This window comes from Pararobbsia alpina, assembly GCF_902859895.1.
Taxonomy (GTDB): domain Bacteria; phylum Pseudomonadota; class Gammaproteobacteria; order Burkholderiales; family Burkholderiaceae; genus Pararobbsia; species Pararobbsia alpina.
This window is the reverse complement of sequence record NZ_CADIKM010000037.1, coordinates 1-15,081: the sequence shown is the minus strand read 5'-3', so window position 1 is coordinate 15,081 and position 15,081 is coordinate 1. Positions and strand designations below refer to the sequence as shown.

At 64.2% G+C, this 15,081-nt stretch carries 13 protein-coding genes; 6 read left to right on the top strand and 7 right to left on the bottom strand.

The window, feature by feature from the left end:
* Positions 1-8 precede the first annotated feature (8 nt).
* Positions 9-2,654, bottom strand: a complete 2,646-nt coding sequence (gene hpnN / locus HV670_RS23705; protein WP_175107452.1) for a hopanoid transporter HpnN — start codon at positions 2,652-2,654, stop codon at positions 9-11.
* Positions 2,655-2,866: 212 nt separating this feature from the next.
* Here hpnN and HV670_RS23700 point away from each other — a divergent pair, with 212 nt between their 5' ends.
* From HV670_RS23700 to HV670_RS23680, 5 genes are all read left to right on the top strand, one after another.
* Positions 2,867-3,478, top strand: a complete 612-nt coding sequence (locus HV670_RS23700; RefSeq protein ID WP_175107451.1) for an MlaC/ttg2D family ABC transporter substrate-binding protein — start codon at positions 2,867-2,869, stop codon at positions 3,476-3,478.
* A gap of 224 nt (positions 3,479-3,702) precedes the next feature.
* Positions 3,703-4,659, top strand: a complete 957-nt coding sequence (gene ispH, locus HV670_RS23695) for a 4-hydroxy-3-methylbut-2-enyl diphosphate reductase (RefSeq protein WP_175107450.1) — start codon at positions 3,703-3,705, stop codon at positions 4,657-4,659.
* 15 nt (positions 4,660-4,674) lie between these two features.
* Positions 4,675-5,829 (top strand): adenosyl-hopene transferase HpnH, encoded by a 1,155-nt coding sequence (gene hpnH, locus HV670_RS23690; RefSeq protein ID WP_175107449.1) that lies wholly within the window; start codon positions 4,675-4,677, stop codon positions 5,827-5,829.
* A gap of 135 nt (positions 5,830-5,964) precedes the next feature.
* Complete coding sequence (hpnA, locus tag HV670_RS23685) at positions 5,965-6,963, top strand: hopanoid-associated sugar epimerase (RefSeq protein WP_175107448.1); 999 nt, start codon at positions 5,965-5,967, stop codon at positions 6,961-6,963.
* A gap of 2 nt (positions 6,964-6,965) precedes the next feature.
* Complete coding sequence (locus tag HV670_RS23680) at positions 6,966-8,123, top strand: glycosyltransferase (RefSeq protein WP_175107447.1); 1,158 nt, start codon at positions 6,966-6,968, stop codon at positions 8,121-8,123.
* A 19-nt stretch (positions 8,124-8,142) separates the two neighbouring features.
* Here the strand turns inward: HV670_RS23680 and HV670_RS23675 are convergent, their stop codons facing one another.
* Genes HV670_RS23675 through hpnD form a run of 4 tightly spaced genes read right to left on the bottom strand, consistent with a single transcriptional unit; the run spans position 8,143 to position 12,955 of the window.
* Positions 8,143-8,802: a phosphorylase gene (locus HV670_RS23675; RefSeq protein ID WP_175107446.1), complete on the bottom strand. Its 660-nt coding sequence runs from the start codon at positions 8,800-8,802 to the stop codon at positions 8,143-8,145.
* Positions 8,803-8,812: 10 nt separating this feature from the next.
* Entirely contained in the window at positions 8,813-10,849 is a 2,037-nt protein-coding gene (shc, locus tag HV670_RS23670; protein WP_175107445.1) for a squalene--hopene cyclase, read from the bottom strand.
* Positions 10,850-10,853: 4 nt separating this feature from the next.
* The gene (gene hpnE / locus HV670_RS23665) at positions 10,854-12,125 is read right to left on the bottom strand and encodes a hydroxysqualene dehydroxylase HpnE (RefSeq protein ID WP_175107444.1); all 1,272 of its coding nucleotides are present in this window, start codon (positions 12,123-12,125) and stop codon (positions 10,854-10,856) included.
* Positions 12,125-12,955, bottom strand: coding sequence for a presqualene diphosphate synthase HpnD (gene hpnD / locus HV670_RS23660; protein WP_175107474.1), 831 nt, complete (start codon positions 12,953-12,955; stop codon positions 12,125-12,127). The genes hpnE and hpnD overlap by 1 nt, the downstream gene beginning before the upstream one ends.
* Positions 12,956-13,360: 405 nt before the next feature.
* Between hpnD and hpnC the strand changes: the two genes are divergently transcribed.
* On the top strand, positions 13,361-14,239 hold the full coding sequence (gene hpnC, locus HV670_RS23655) for a squalene synthase HpnC (protein ID WP_175107443.1): 879 nt from the start codon (positions 13,361-13,363) through the stop codon (positions 14,237-14,239).
* Between the two features lie 15 nt (positions 14,240-14,254).
* On the opposite strand, the gene HV670_RS23650 is transcribed toward hpnC, so the two are convergent.
* Both HV670_RS23650 and HV670_RS23645 read right to left on the bottom strand, forming a co-directional pair.
* A complete protein-coding gene (locus HV670_RS23650) occupies positions 14,255-14,557 on the bottom strand; it encodes a HigA family addiction module antitoxin (protein ID WP_175107442.1) in 303 nt (100 codons plus the stop codon).
* 11 nt (positions 14,558-14,568) lie between these two features.
* Complete coding sequence (locus tag HV670_RS23645) at positions 14,569-14,829, bottom strand: type II toxin-antitoxin system RelE/ParE family toxin (RefSeq protein WP_246257883.1); 261 nt, start codon at positions 14,827-14,829, stop codon at positions 14,569-14,571.
* Positions 14,830-15,081 lie beyond the last annotated feature (252 nt).

Here is a 15,081-nt window from a genome sequence, read left to right as displayed (position 1 = left end):
CCGTACGACTACTCGGCCGGCCGCTGACCGTGAAGACGGTCGCGCCGGGCGCGCGCGGCGCGTGCCGACTTGCGCGGCGTGCCCATCAGGACCGGCTGGAAGAACACAGCCCCGATCAGCGTGCACAGCAGGGAGAGCGCGAGCAGCTTACCCATGCTCGAGGTGCCCGGATGGTGCGAGAGCCACAGGCTGCCGAACGCGACCGCGGTGGTTCCCGCCGACAGGATCACCGCCTGTGTCAGGCTCGACTGCAGCAGCTTCGTCTGGCCAGCCCGCCACGCCATCACGTAGTAGATCTTGAACGCGACACCGACACCGAGCAGCAAGGGCAGTGCGATGATGTTCGCGAAGTTGAGCTGAAGCCCGATCAGCTCGGAGATCTCAAGTGTTACCGCGGCCGATACGAGCAGGGGGACCAGAGTGCGCAGCACGTCTGAGAAGCGGCGCAGCGCGAGCCATAGCAGGATCGTGATGGAGACCAGGGCCAGTATCGCGGCCTGGATGAACGCGTGGACGATCACGTTGGCGGAATGAAGGATCGAGATCGGGCCGCCGACGACATCGGGTTCCGCGGCCAGCACGGCCTTGCTGAACGTCCGTAGGACCTCGGTATCGTTGGGGCTCTTGCCGGGGGCGGCACGCGGCGAGATTTGCACGAGCGCGCGGCCGTCCTGGGTCAGCCATTGCGAGACGATGTCTTGCGGGAGTGAGCCGACCGCGATCGAGGGCTGCGGATTGAGCGCCGTACGCAATTGGCCCAAGGCGATCTGCAGCGGCAGGGCGATCGCATGTTCGGCCCGGTCGCGGGTCGCCGCATCGCTCTGCGCGAGCTTGCGCAACGAGGTGGCGAGATGCTGGGCTTCCTTCGCGCCGGGTCCCGGATGGTCGAGCGCCGCGTTTTCGAGTTGGCCCGCGGCAAGCTTCAGGCTCGAGACTCGCGCCCCATCGCCCATCGGCTGCGCGCGCGGCTGGGCGAGCACACTATCGAGCTGCGCGGCCGCGGCGGCGATCGCCGCGCGCTTGGCCGCCTGATCCTCGGGCACGAAGCTGTTGAGCGTCATCACGCGGCCTACCTCGGGCAGCGCGCGAAGCTTGCCGGCCTCGGTTTCGGCGGCACTCAGCGAAGGCTCGAGGATGCTCACATCGTTGACGCCCGCTTCAGGGGAATCGGCGAGGCGCTGCAGGGTGCGCATCGACTCCGTGTGCGGATCCTTGAGGTCGAGTGCGTTGAAGTCGAAGTGCAGGTGCGTGAGCATCGGCAATCCCGCGATCACGAGCACGAGCGTGCCGATCAGCAATGGCTTGCGATTGCGACTCGTAAAGGTATCGACGGGTGCAAGCCAGTGGAAACCCGGCGCCGCCGGTTCGCCGCGCGGCTTGAACACCGCGATCAAGGCGGGAAGCAGACAGATGCTCGACGGAAACGCGACGAACAGGATGCCGACCCCCGCGATCTGGCCGAGCTCGGATACCCCTCGATAGGCGGTCGGCAGGAACGAGAAGAAGCTAGCCGCGGTGGCTGCTGCCGCGAGCGTCAGCGGCATCGCGATCGATTTCGCGGCCGCGAGCAGGGCGGGTTCGAGTTCGCCATAGAGATGGCGTTCCTCGCGATACCGTACGCCAAACTGAATTCCGAAGTCGACCCCGATGCCGATGAACAGGACCGCGAACGCGACCGAAATCATGTTCAGCGCGCCGACCATCAGCAAACCCGCCGCGGCGGTGATCACCAGGCCGACGATCAGCGTCGTGAACACGGCGATCACCATGCGGCGCGAGCGCACCGCGAGCCAGAGGATCACGAGCACCGCGAGCAGCGTGCCGATCGCGTTCGGAATCGCGCCTTCGCGCACCGAGCCGAATTCCTCGTCGGCGAGCGGTTGCGAGCCCGTCAGGCTGACCGTCGCGCCATAGCGCTCGGACAGGTGGAGGTCGACGGCCGTTTGCCGGATCTTCTCCGAACTCGCGGCGCCCGCCTCGAGCGCGCTGTAGTCGAGCACCGGCTGGACCTGGACGAAACTGCGCGCCTTCGTATCAGGGTCGACCAGCGCGCGCCACGACATCGCCGCGGGCTTGCCGGCCAGCACCTCGTCGATCGTGTCGGCACTCGTGCCGAGCAGCCTGGCCATCCCGCCGAGCTGCACCTGGCCCGTCTGCAACGGGATCTGGAGCGTCACCGACAGCAGGCTGGACAAGCCGCCGAGCGTGGGGTCGCGTGCGAGGCGGTTCAGCAAGGGGCGCGCATCGCGGAGCTTGCCCGTCAGCTTGACGACATCGTCGGTCGAGGCGAACAGCAAGCCGTTGCGCTCGAAGAATTCTCCCGAGCCCGGCTGGCTCACGCCGTTGAACGACTGCTTGTCGGCGGCAAGACGCGTCGCGAGTTCGCTCGCGGCACGTCCCGCGAACTCGGCGGCGGGCGCCTCGACGACGGCGAGCGTGACGTTCGAGCGCTGGGGGAAAGCCTTGTCGATGGCATCGCCACGCGCCTTCCATTCGGGGCTCGTGTCGATCAGCGCGCCGATGTCGGTGTTGATCGCGAAGTGCCTCACCGCATAAAAGCCACTCGCGATCGCGAGCAGCAGCCAGGCGGCGATGACCAGGTAGGCGTGGCGCATTGAAAAGCGAACGGTGCGCACGATCAACGAAGTCAGCATGCGGCGGAGTCCTGAAATAAGGTGGCTGAAGTCAAGCGGCAAACGGCCGCTGACGGCAAGGTGGCGGTTGCGGCGCGAGGGCCGATCCGATGGCGTAGATGCGGGCCGGCCCGCCAGCGGCTAAAATGTCACGAAGCCGACCGCTAGGGAGCGAATGGCCTTGAAATCGTCGAACTCAATGAAGGTCGATTGCATCTAGCAGGAACGGAGTAATGAGAAGACTAATCGTAGCATTGGTGACAGTTTGCACAATAACGGCGGCCCATGCGCAGGCAGGCAAGGTCGCGCCGAACGATACCGTGCGCCAGGCCGTCGAGACTACCGTCAAGGCGGCGAAGGCGGATCCGGCGGCGCGCGACGGCGATCTCAAGGCGACCGTCAAGATTGTGCAGGCCAATTTCCTTCCTTACACGGACTTTCAGCGGACCACGCGCATCGCCGTCGGCCCCGCCTGGAATACTGCAACACCTGAGCAGCAAAAACAGCTGTTTGAACAGTTCCAGTTGCTTTTGGTGAACACTTATGCGCTCCAGCTGACGCAAATTCGGGGCCAGGCCGTCAAATTTCGGATCGATCCACCGCAGATGGGTGCCAACGGAAAGGATGCGGTCGTGCAGAGCGCGGTCACCGGTCTGGACGACGATCTTCAGGTGGGCTACCGGCTCGGCCTGACCAATGACGGCTGGAAGATCTATGACATCGACATGATGGGCGCCTGGCTGATCCGGGTCTATCAGCAGCAGTTCGCTGGCGAGATCGCGCGGGGCGGTATTGACGGGCTGATCAAATTCCTGGTGGCGCACAACGCCCGGGTTGCGCAATAAGGCGCGGATTTCCGGTATTTGCCCAGGCACGACAAAAATTTGCCCGCCGCATTAATGGACAAACTCTGTACGTTGCCCGCAACCGGAGGCCCGGCCGACCGGCAATATTCGCCTGTGGGCGTTACAATCACGGATACTTCTGATTACTGGTCGTAAGCTGGCGAGGCAGGATGACTGCCTCGCCGATTTTTACAGACCGATTTGGGTTCAATGCGGAGACCTTAATGCAAGTCATTCTTGCTCAACCTCGTGGATTTTGCGCAGGTGTCGTTCGCGCAATCGAGATTGTCGAGCGCGCGTTGCAGAAATACGGCGCGCCGGTCTACGTCAGGCATGAAATTGTTCATAACCGGCATGTGGTCGAATCGCTGAAGGCGAAAGGCGCGCGGTTTATCGAGGAATTATCGGAAGCGCCGCCGGGAGCCGTGACGATTTTCAGCGCTCACGGCGTGGCGAAGGCCGTCGAACAGGAAGCCGAGGCGCGCGGGCTCAAGGTATTGAATGCCACCTGCCCGCTGGTTACGAAGGTGCATATCCAGGGCAAGAATTATCTGGCCAATGGCCGCCAGGTGATTCTCATCGGCCATGCGGGCCATCCCGAGATTCTTGGTACGATGGGGCAGATCGACGGCCCCGTGCATCTCGTGCAGACCGAAGAGGACGTCGAGAAGCTCGAAGTCAATGTCGACGAACCCGTTTCCTATGTGACGCAGACAACGCTCTCGGTCGATGAGACCAAGGGCATTATCGGCGCGCTGCAAAATCGCTTTACGAATATCATCGGTCCCGATACCAAGGACATTTGCTACGCGACGCAGAATCGCCAGACGGCTGTGCGCGAACTCTGCGAGCGGGCCGATGTCCTCCTCGTGGTGGGCGCGCCGAACAGTTCGAACTCGAACCGCCTGCGTGAAATCGGCGAGGAAGTCGGCGTACCGAGCTATCTGCTTGCCGATGGCAGCGAACTGAAGCACGAATGGGTCAAGGGCGCGAATTCGGTCGGGATTACCGCGGGTGCGTCCGCCCCCGAAAGCATGGTCGAGAACGTGATTGATGCGCTGCGCCGGCTGGGTCCGGTCGAAGTCACGATCATGGACGGCATTGAAGAAACCATTCAGTTCCGCCTGCCGGCTGAATTGATCGAAATCGCATCGGCCGAGCCGAACGCGGCGGCGAACTGAACCAAAGGAGTTTACGTGGGGATTCCCTTTCTGCAACAAGCCTATGTCGGCGCGTATCTGCTGAAGCAGCGCCTGACCGGTGTCAAGCGTTATCCACTGGTGCTCATGCTCGAACCGCTGTTCCGCTGCAATCTGGCGTGTAATGGCTGCGGCAAGATCGATTATCCGGATCCCATCCTGAACCAGCGTGTCTCGCTGGAGGACTCGCTCGCGGCGGTCGACGAATGCGGCGCGCCGGTCGTTTCGATCGCAGGGGGGGAGCCCTTGCTGCACAAGGACATGCCCGAGATCGTCAAGGGCATCATTGCACGCAAGAAGTTCGTCTATCTTTGCACGAATGCATTGCTGCTCGAAAAGAAGATCGACGATTACGAGCCGAGTCCCTTCTTCGTCTGGTCGATTCACCTCGACGGCGACAAGGAGATGCACGATCACTCGGTGAGCCAGGAAGGCGTCTACGATCGTTGCGTCTCGGCGATCAAGCTTGCGAAGTCGCGCGGTTTCCGCGTCAACATCAACTGCACGCTGTTCAACGATGCCGAGCCTGCACGCGTCGCGGCCTTCTTCGATACGGTCAAGACAATGGGCGTTGACGGCATCACCGTTTCGCCGGGTTATGCCTACGAACGCGCGCCGGATCAGCAGCATTTCCTGAATCGGGAAAAGACCAAGCACCTGTTCCGCGACATCCTGCGTCGCGGCCATGGCGGCAAGGACTGGGCGTTCAGCCAGTCGGGCCTGTTCCTCGATTTCCTGGCCGGCAACCGCAGCTATCACTGCACGCCTTGGGGCAACCCGACGCGTACCGTGTTCGGCTGGCAGCGTCCGTGCTATCTGCTGGGTGAAGGCTATGCGAAGACCTACACCGAGCTGATGAATTCGACCGATTGGGACAAATACGGCGTGGGCAACTACGAGAAGTGCGCGGACTGCATGGTCCACAGCGGCTTCGAAGCGTCGGCGGTCAACGAGACCGTTGCGCATCCCTTGCGGGCCCTCAGCGTCGCGCTGCGCGGCGTGAGGACCGAAGGCGCCTTTGTGCCCGACATCAAGCTCGACAATGCGCGGCCCGCCGACTATATGTTCTCGAAGCACGTCGAGATCAAGCTGTCGGAGATCAAGAACAAGAAGGCTGCCAAAGCACCGGTCGCCGAAGCGGTCGATGGTTGAGGCAGGCATCGCCCGGAAGGCCGGCGCGGCATCCGAGCCGCGGCCCGGCCGATGTGATACGGCCGCGCGAGCGGCCGTATTGCCGTTACCGACATTCGCGTCGGCCTTTTCCCTCTCTATGTTTTTCGTCTACTCATGACGGGACCTCGTGTACTGGTCACCGGGGCGTCCGGCTTTGTCGGCTCGGCCGTCGTGAAAGCAGCGCTCGCGCGGGGCTACCGGGTGCGCGCGATGGTGCGCGCGACGAGCCCGCGTGAAAACCTGAACGGGCTCGACATCGAGGTGGTCGAGGGCGATATGCGCGACCCCACCGCGATGGACCGCGCGCTCGACGGCATCGAAGTGCTGTTCCATGTCGCGGCGGACTACCGGCTCTGGGCACCGGACCCACGCGACATCATGCGTTCGAACGCGGACGGCACGCGTGTCACGATGGAAGCCGCGCTGCGCCGCAAGGTCGAACGCATCGTCTACACGAGCAGCGTCGCGACATTGCGCGTCAAGGGCGCGACCGCGCCCGTCGATGAGACCTCTCCGAACGAGGAGCACCACACCATCGGCGTCTACAAGCGCAGCAAAGTCGCGGCCGAGCGGATCGTCGAGAAACTTGTCGCCGAGCAGGGCTTGCCGGCCGTGATCGTCAATCCCTCGACGCCGATCGGCCCGCGTGACATCCGTCCGACTCCGACGGGCAGGATCATCGTCGAAGCCGCGCTGGGCAAGATCCCGGCTTTCGTCGATACCGGCTTGAACCTCGTCCATGTCGACGACTGCGCCCAGGGGCATCTGCTCGCGCTCGATCGCGGTAATGTTGGCGAACGCTATATCCTTGGGGGCGACGACGTGCTGCTGCGCGATATGCTTGCGACCATTGCACGGCTGTGCGGTCGCAAGGCGCCGAGTGTCACGTTGCCGCGCTGGCCGCTGTATCCGCTGGCGCTCGCCGCGCAGGGCGTGGCGAAATTCACGGGCAAGGAACCGTTCGTCACGGTCGACGGCCTCAAGATGTCGCGTTACCGGATGTTCTTTTCATCGGCGAAAGCCCAGGCGCAACTTGGCTACACCGCGCGCCCCTATGCCGAGGGCCTGCGTGATGCGATCGAGTGGTTCCGGGTCGCCGGCTACCTGAGCTGACCATGGCCGGACTGATTGCGTTTGTTTCCCTGTGTATCTGGGTCTACCTGCTGAGCGCGCGCGGCGGCTTCTGGCATGCGGGCGATCGGGACGACTTGCCCGAGGATGCGGCGCGTTTCGTCGAGCCGGCCCACTGGCCGCCGGTCGCGGTCGTGATTCCCGCGCGTAATGAGGCGGGGTCGATCGCGCAGACGGTCGGCAACCTGTGCCGCCAGGACTATTCGGGTGAGTTCCGGATCATCGTCGTCGACGACCAGAGCACCGACGGTACCGCCGAACTCGCGCGTGCCGCGGCCGTGCAGGCGGGTGCCGGCGACCGGCTCACGGTGCTCAGCGGCGCGCCGCTGCCCGAGGGCTGGACCGGCAAGCTCTGGGCCGTGCGCCAGGGCATCGAACTGGCGTGCCAGTCGCACAAGCCGGACTGGTTGTTGCTGACCGATGCCGATATCGCGCACTCGCCCGACAATCTGCGGCAGCTCGTGACGCGCGGCACCCACGACAAGCTCGTGCTCGTCTCGCTGATGGCGAAGCTGCGCTGCGACGCATGGTTCGAGCGCGCGCTGATTCCCGCCTTTGTCCTGTTTTTTCAGATGCTGTACCCGTTCCGCTGGGTCAACCAGCGTGGTCATCCGATGGCTGCCGCCGCGGGCGGCTGCATGCTCGTCAGGCGCGAGGCGCTCGAAGCAGCGGGCGGCATCGAGTCGATCCGCGACGAGATCATCGACGACTGCGCGCTCGGCGCGAGGATGAAGCTTCGCGGCCCGATCTGGCTCGGCCTGACCGAACGTGCGCAGAGCGTGCGCCCCTATGACAATCTGGGCGAGATTCGGCGGATGGTGGCGCGTACGGCTTATGCGCAACTCAAGTATTCGCCGCTGCTGTTGCTCGGTACCTTGCTGTCGCTGTTCCTGACTTTCCTCGCGCCCCCGCTGATGACTATTTTCGCAAGCGGCTGGCCGCGGTTTTTCGGCCTGCTCGCATGGATCGGGATGAGCGTGTCGTACCTGCCGATGCTCAGGTTCTATGGGCGTTCAGGATGGTGGGCGCCGATCCTGCCGGCGATCGCCGCCTTGTACTCGGCCTTTACGCTCGATTCGGCGATTCAACATGCGAGGGGGCGCGGCGGCATGTGGAAGGGCCGCGCACAAGCGAAGCGCTGAGGTCCTCGCTGGGGTCCTTCTATGCAGCGGTCGCGAAGCCGAAGCCCGCGCCGATCCTGCCGCGGCCCCGCGTCAACGACTTCTTTGCGTGCGCCGCATCTCGCGCGACGGCGAGCAGTCCCGGCAACTGGCCGGGGTGCCTGAGCAGCGACTTCAGGACCGCACCGATATCGGTCGAGCCATCGGCACGCATGCCGGCGAGCGCCGCCTCGGGCAGCGAGCGTTCGGCCGGATCGATGACCACGCGGCAACAGACGAAAGGCAATTCGCGCGCATTCGCCAGACGCGCGACCACCTGCGATTCCATATCGGCCGCGATGGCCCCGGTCGTGCGATTGAGTGCATGTTTGCCGGCCGTGTCGACCACCGGCTCGGGAACCCCAGCGATGTCACCATAGCGTGCCTCCGGCAGCAGGGCGCGCAGCGTTTGCGACCAGCGCGTGTCCGTTTCGAAGCGGCGCTTGGCGCTGATCACCGAGCGCGCGATCACCCACGTACCGGGCCGCAGATCGTCGACGAGTCCACCTGCCGTGCCAAAGCTCACGACACCTTCACAGCCTTCGGCGAGCGCGGGCACGAGGATATCGGCAAGCGTCGCGTTCTGCTGGCAGATCACGGTGACACCGGCTCCCGCCGCGATGCGCGCTTCGAACGCGAGGCCCGTGACGACGATGATCATGGGTTCAGGCTCACATTCCGCATGGAATTGGGCACGCGTTGCGCACGGTCAGGTTGCGATAGCGCGCCAGTGCCCACAGCGGGAAGAACTTGCGGTAGCCGTGATAGCGCAGATAGAACACGCGCGGAAAGCCCGTCGCGGTGAACAGCGCCTCGTCCCATAGGCCCTCGTCGTTCTGCGTGTCGAGCAGATACTGGATGCCGCGCGCGAGTGCCGGATCATGCTCGTAGCCGGCTGCCATCAGGCCGAGCAGCGCCCAGGACGTCTGCGATGCCGTGCTCGGTGCGGCTTCGTAGCCTCGATAGTCGAGTTTGTAGCTCTCGCCGTCTTCGCCCCATCCGCCGTCCGGGTTCTGGATCGACAGCAGCCATTCGGCACCGCGGCGCAAAGCGGGTGCACCGGGTTCGAGTCCACCGCCGCGCAGGCCGCACAAGGCCGACCATGTGCCGTAGACATAGTTCAGGCCCCAGCGTCCGTGCCAGCTGCCGTCGTCTTCCTGGTCGTCGATCAGGTATTGCAGCGCGAGTTTGGCCGATTCCTGGCGCTCGGGCTGTTGCGGCAACTGGGCGAGCATCGACAGGCAGCGTGCCGAGACGTCGACGGTCGGCGGGTCGAGCAGCGCGCCGTGATCGGAGAACGGTATGTTGTTCAGGTACAGATGGGTGTTCTCCGGCTCGAACGCACCCCAACCGCCATTGCCGCTCTGCATGCCGATGACCCATTCGCAGCCGCGGTCGATCGCGTTGTCATAGCGGTGGTCGCCATTCAGGCGCTGCGCACGGTCCATCGCCATCGCGACGACCGCTGTATCATCGACGTCGGGGTAGTGCGGGTTCGCGAACTGAAAGGCCCAGCCGCCCGGACGCACGTCGGGGCGCCGCGAAATCCAGTCGCCGCGCGTCTCGAGGATCTGAAGCGGCACGAGCCAGTCGAGCCCACGCGTGGCTTGCGCGATCGCGCGTGTATCGCCGGTTTCGAGCAGCGCGTGGGCGACGAGCGCCGTGTCCCAGACCGGCGACAGGCAGGGCTGGCAATACGCCTCGTCTTCACCGATCACCAGCAGGTTGTCGATCGAGCGGCGCGCGATCGCGCGGTTCGGATGATCGGCCGGATAGCCGAGCACGTCGTACATCATCACCGAGTTCGCCATCGCCGGAAAAATCGCACCGAGGCCGTCCTCGCCGTTGAGCCGTTCATCGACGAACGCGACGGCCGCATCGATGGCGGCCTTGCGCGAGCGTTTCGGAAACAGGGTATGCGTGGCGCGCAGGATGACGTCGACACCCGCGAAGAACGAGAACCACCCACGGCTTTGATGACCGGCGCGCGGAGTGGAGCCGACGTCGCGCGGCGAGCCGACGAATAGTTCGTCGATCGTCACGCCCTTCGGGTTGCGCGCACGCGGCCGCAGGGTCTGCAGCACGAGCAGCGGCACGATCACCGTGCGGGCCCAGTACGAGACCTTCGAAAGGTGGAACGGAAACCACTTGGGCAACAGCATGATCTCGACGGGCATCATCGGCACCGCCTTCCAGTCGATCACGCCGAACAGCGCGAGCAGCGCGCGCGTAAAGACATTGCTCTTGTTTGCGCCGCCGTGCGCGAGGATCGCCTCGCGTGCGCGCTTCATATGCGGGGCATCGACCGGCTCGCCCGCCATCTTCAGGGCGAAATAGGCCTTGACGCTCGCACTCACGTCGAGGCGGCCGTCATGGAACAGCGGCCAGCCGCCGTGCTTGCCCTGGATCCGCTTGAGATAGGCGACGATTTTTGCTTCGAGCGCGAGGTCCGGCGTCTCGCCGAGGTAGTGGACGAGCAGGATGTATTCGGCCGGGATCGTCGCGTCGGCCTCGAGTTCGAACAGCCAATAGCCGTCGGGATGCTGGAGCGAAAGCAGCGCGTCGAGCGCGGTGGCGATGCCGTGTTCGAGGCGATCGGCATGGCGCGAGGCTGCTCCGTGGCCCTGCGCGAGCCTGGCCGCAAGGTCATCCGCTTCAATGGTGGCCGGCGTACTGGCAATGGCCGGGTCTTGGGTCGTGTTCGTCATCGGGTCAATCTATCACTTCAAATAGCAGGTCGGCCGCGCGATTGCCTGAACGAATCGCGCCTTCGATGGTGGCGGGAAGGCCGTTGTCGATCCAGTCTCCCGCGAGCATCAAATTGTGCCAGCGCGTTTGCGGCGCCGGCCGCAGTGCGTTTTGCGCGGGCGTTGCCGCGAAGGTCGCGCGTTTTTCGCGGACGATCTGCCAGCGCGGCATGGGTTCGACGGGCAGCTTCACCGCGGCAGCGACCTCGGCCCAGATCTTCGCGGCGAGCGACTCGCGCGTTTCGTCGAGCAGGCGGTCGGCCCCGCTGATCGTGACCGATAAGCGGCCTTCGAAGGCGAAGATCCATTCGGTCAGGCTGTTGATCACACCGAGCATCGGCGGGCAATCCGCGGGCGGTGTCACCTGGAAATGCGCGTTGACGATCGCGCGATATTCGTTCGGTACCGTGAGTTCGGGCACGAGGCCCGCGGTCACGTTCGGCGGCAGCGCGAGGATCACGGCCTCGTCTTCGCCGATCGGCTCGAAACCTTTGCCGAAATCCAGTCCGCGCACCCGCCGCTTTGCCGGGCCGGCCGTCTCGTCCAGATCGAGCGCGCGCAGCCGGCTTTGCAGCCGCACTTGCGCACCGTGATTGGCAAGGTAGTCGAGCGCCGGTGAAATAAACGCGGCATCGAGGCCGTGCACGGCGATCAGCGGGTGGCAGGCACGGCCCCCGGGCACCAGTGTCTCGCGGATGACCGCACCGGCGAGTTGAGCGGAGCCGTCGGTCGGTTCCGTATTCAAGACCGCTAGAAACAGCGGCCGAATCAGGCGTTCATAGAGCGCGGGCGGGCAGCGCATCGCATCGGTCATCGACTGATGCGGCCGCGCGGTCAGCAGCGGTGCCAGTGACAGATAGTCGCGCCAGCGCGTGCCCGGCACGCGGCGCTTCGAATCGAAGATCCACAGGGGCAGGCGACCTTCGCTGAGGCGCACGGTCCAGCGCTCGTCCGTCTTGAGGTCGACGAACGCGAAGTCGGCCCCATCGGGGCCCGACAGCGCACCTTCGGCACCGATCGTGCGCACGAAATCGAGCGTCGCACGATTGCCCGACAAGACGAGATGGTTGCCATTGTCGATCATCGCATCGAGCTGCGGGTCGAAGTACGAGCGGCAGCGGCCGCCAGCCTGCGGCGCAGCTTCATGCAGCACGACAGGCACACCGCGCGACGCGAAACGGACCGCGGCGGCAAGGCCGGCGACCCCTGCGCCGATGACATGCACGGTGGCGGCCATCAGAAAAACTTGTTCCAGATGAGCAGGGCGATCAGCCGCGCCTTCGACACGCGCACACGCGGCCTTGGCGTGCCGAAGCCGCGCGCGATCAGCTTCTCGAGGATCGCGCCGTAGGCCTGGGCCATGATCTTCGGGGCGATCACGATGCCGCGCGGATAGCGCTTCATGATGTCGTTCGAGATCCGGAAATGTTCCTGCGCTTGCGCGACCAGCGGCGCACACGCGACGTCGAGCACGCTTGCGCTGATCGCTTCCGGCGTCAGCGGGGCAATGCCCGCTTCGGCCAGTGTCTCACGCGGCAGATAGACTCGTCCGATGCCTGCGTCCTCGTCGATATCGCGCAGGATATTGGTCAACTGCAGCGCGCGGCCGAGATGATGCGAGAGCGCGATGCCATCGCCGCGCTCCATCCCGAAGATCTTGACCGACAGTCGGCCGACCGCGCTTGCGACACGGTCACAGTAGAGATCGAGCGTCCCGAGGTCGGGCGCAACGATGGTCGAGACCACATCCATTTCCATGCCGTCGATGACCGCCAGAAAGTCGGCCTTCTCGAGCGAGAACTTGGCGATGGTCCGCGCAAGCGCATGCAAAGGCGCGGGCGGCAGGCCCGCGTAGACATCGTCGAGGTCGCTGCGCCACTTCTGGAGCGCTGCGAGACGCGTGTCGCGCGGGCCGTCGGAGTCGGCGATATCGTCGACTTGCCGGCAAAATGAGTAGACCTCGAACATGCCATCGCGCTGCGCGCGCGGCAGAATGCGCATCGCCGCGTAAAATGAGCTGCCGGCGGCAATCCGCTCGCTATTGTTCTCGTCGGCTTGAGTGGTCATGGTGTTGATGGCAGCGGGGTCGAGCACAGCAGGCGCCTGGCTCACGGCGACCGTGGGGATGGCATTCTGCACGGATGGGCGTGCGGTATTTTGGGTTTCGATTGGTTCAGCGACGCTCACGGAGCTCCTTGATGCACAATGAACGTGACGGGCGGCGAATTGACGCGATGGAGAGGGCATGCACAATGAGCCGGCACCCTCGAAAAACAGCGCAAAGGTAGCACAGATCGGCCGGGAAGGCATGCAGGGCGGCACTCCGGTCGGTTGTGGCCGGTTCCGACGGGCTCACCGGGCGCGTCGGCCGAAGGGGGGCGGGCCCCTTCGCCGTGAATTACCGCAGATCGGCGGAAATGACCGCCGACACAGGACAACCGGTCCCTCAGGGGACCCGCATGGTGTTTTTTAATGACAGAAGCCGTCAAAGTCGAGCATTACGAGAATTTTCCGGTTGCGAGTGTTTTGCTGCCTAAAGCGATGCGCGCGCCGGTAGGGGTGATCTACAACTTTGCGCGTGGCGCCGACGACATCGCCGATGAAGGCGATGCGCCCGCCGATGCCAGGCACGAAGGTCTGGCGGCCTATCGCCGCGAACTCGATGCGATCCGGGCCGGCCGTCCAACGTCACCCGGTGCGCCGATGTTCACCCAGTTGGCCCAGGTGGTGAAGACCCATCGCCTTGATCTCCAGCTGTTCTATGACCTGTTGTCCGCGTTCGACCAGGATGTCGACGTCAAGCGCTACGCGGACTACGAAGCACTGCGCGACTATTGCCGGCGATCGGCCGATCCGGTCGGCCGACTGATGCTCGGCCTGTTCGAGTTCGAGACGCCGGACAATCTGGCGTGTTCCGATGCGATCTGCACCTCGCTGCAACTGATCAATTTCTGGCAGGACGTCGAGGTCGACTGGCGCAAGGAACGGGTCTATTTGCCACAGGCCGACATGGCGCGTTTCGGTGTGAGCGACGCGGATATCGCTGCGCAGAAGGTCGATGAACGCTGGCGTGCGCTGATGCGCCATGAAGTCGGGTTTGCGCGCGAGCTCATGCTGCGCGGCGCACCGCTCGCGACCCGCATACCGGGCCGTTTCGGTCTCGAGCTCTGCTGTGTCGTCCATGGGGGCCTGCGGATTCTCGACATGATCGAGCGCGTCGACTACGACGTCTTCCGTCATCGCCCGAAGCTCGGCAAGCTCGATGCGGCCATCGTCTTCGCACGCGGGCTCGGCATGTGGCTGACCAAACGGCACCGCCAGCCGCAGGCCGTGTCGCCGCGGGCCTCCTAGGCGAGGCCCGCCGGGTCAGGCCGCACGCGCGTGCTGCCTGATGGCCGACAGCTGTTCTTCGCCAATTTTCTCGCGCGCCATCTCCGTGTCGTAGTGCGCCTGCAGGTTCATCCAGCTTTGTGCATCGGTGCCAAAGTAGGCACCCAGGCGCACCGCTGTATCCGCTGTGATCGCCCGCTGTCCGTTGACGATCTCGTTGATGCGGCGTGCTGACACGCCGATTGCCTTCGCGAGCGCGTACTGGCTGATGTTCATCGGCTCGAGCCACTCTTCGGCGAGAATTTCCCCTGGCGTGACGAGCGGAATTTGCCGGACCATAGGTTGCTCCTTCAGTGATAGTCGACGATCTCAACGTCGACTGCGTTACCTGCCACGAAACCAAAGCAAATTCGCCATTGGCCGTTGATCCGGATGCTGTACTGCCCAGCCCGGTTACCGCATAGCATTTCAAGGCGATTGTTCGGCGGGACACGCAGGAACCCGATCGCTGTGGCGGCGTTGAGCATCTGCAGCTTCCGAATTGCTACCCGTTCGATGTTGACGAACCGGGCAACGCGTCGCCCGCAAAAGAAAGCTTCGGTGTCTTGCAGGGTGTCGGAATTCGTTGGACTGGACTTCCTTATAAATCAAAGACTTTCTAACGAATTCGGTTACGCCTTCCTAGCGGACTGAGTCGAATTGGTTGGATTCCCCGGACAGGTGACGCGAATTCGTCGGACTGGCACAATCCCCTAGGGATGGTGTTCAAAACAAGAGCATCGATTTCACACTGACAACGCCAAGCCCATCAGGCGAATTCGATGAAACGTCGAATCCAATTTCGAGGTGGTTTGCGGCATAGA